This is a genomic window from Lacinutrix sp. YIN62 (assembly GCF_057219185.1).
The window spans coordinates 1-1587 of the sequence record NZ_JBXVVH010000065.1; the positions used below are offsets into that span (position 1 = coordinate 1).

A 1587-nucleotide genomic window follows, 5' to 3' on the forward strand; every position below is an offset into this window, starting at 1 on the left:
TTCGGCTAAAATTTTTAATTTGAAAGGTTCACTGTAACGTCTAATGACTTTGTCATTTCTATACATAATGTTTAAAATTATGTAGCCTTATTTCAGGACGGGTCAAATGCTTAAACAACGCAACAAAGCTTATACAACAACGTTGCCACACATTATGAAATTCATTGAACATTGCGATAAAATTTTAAATCTTCATAACCTTCAAACGGAAAAATTCCTCAATGAAACCTATAAATTAGGTAAGGAATATAGAAAGTCGCGCAAAGACAGAAGTGAAATTGGTTTCAACGTTTTTACATTAGCTTCCGATTTTTATTATCGTGAAAATTTTCACAGTTTCATTTTTGCATCTTTCCTAAATCCAAATGAAAAACATCTTGAAGGAACTAAATACTTACACCTTTTTATCGATTTGCTGAATAAAGACAATGGTAAAAACAATCAAACTAATGTTGAGAAAAATGACTTTCGAAATAGCAAAATACATATCGAAAAGCATAAAATTGACATCTTAATTACTGATGATTTATCAAAAAAAGCAATTATTATAGAGAATAAAATTAATAATGCTGTTGACCAATTCCGTCAATTACCTAAATATGTAGGTAAAATTGAGAATGAATATGAAGTAGTTGCGATTGTTTATCTAACATTAAATTCAGCTAAAAGACCTGATAAAAGAGATTGGACAGTTGTCGAACGTAAATCGATTGAAAGCTCTTTAAAATTAATTCCCGTTTTCGACACTAATCACAACAAAGCCAGTCTGTATAATAATTGGATAATTCCTTCAATTATTGTCTCTCAAAATATTAACAATAGTAGTATTTTAAGACAATATGGCGAATTAATAAAATATTTGAACACTAACACAATGGATACAATAGCACTAAAAAAATTCTACGATACAATTCAGTCTGATCAGAACTTAGAAACAGCAATTTCTATTCGTAATATGCTAAATGATTTACCACAGTATTTAGCAAACAGAATTGAAGAACGTTATAAAGATACTTGTTTTCCGTTTGTTAAGATTTGGCGACATAAATCAATAGACGTAGTTTTTGAAGGTTTTGAAATTGGCGAAAATTATTTCAAAATGGATATTTGGTGTTTCGAAGACAAGTATGTAGTTTATTTTTGGGAGGCTAAAACCGTCGACTTTGACTTACGAGTATATTGTGACCAAAGAATTAATTCAGTTTCTGATTTCACAATCCACGAAAACGAATTGAACAAATTAAAAAAGGATTTTAGCACTTTAAATGAACAAGAATTAATAAGCTTTATTGACGAATTATTATCTGAATTAAGAATCCTAAAAGCTGGCGAAAAATAACGTGTGGCAACAAAGTATAAAATTAATGGCTAGTTCTAGCCTACTTGGAAAATTCCTTAGGAATTTTCCGCGGGCAAGTATTTGTTTACTAAATTAGGTACTTAAACACGCCACTAATCTTATACAAAACGTTGGCAACAATAAGGTATGGTAAAGAAACATCGTTTACAAAGTTAAAGGGACATCGTTTACACTTTTTAAAGACTAAATTTCTGAATAAAAACAGAAATTATGCCTTGGAAAGAAAC

General features: G+C 29.7%; 1 protein-coding gene. It reads left to right on the plus strand.

Annotated elements, in window-relative coordinates:
• The first annotated feature begins 154 nt into the window (after window positions 1-154).
• On the plus strand, window positions 155-1339 hold the full coding sequence (locus AC2D8I_RS16155; protein WP_484707147.1) for a PD-(D/E)XK nuclease family protein: 1185 nt from the start codon (window positions 155-157) through the stop codon (window positions 1337-1339).
• The last annotated feature ends 248 nt before the right edge of the window (window positions 1340-1587 follow it).

Coding starts and splice junctions, on each gene's coding strand:
- AC2D8I_RS16155 (WP_484707147.1), top strand. CDS start 155: ATGAAATTCATTGAACATTGCGATAAAATTTTAAATCTTCATAACCTT.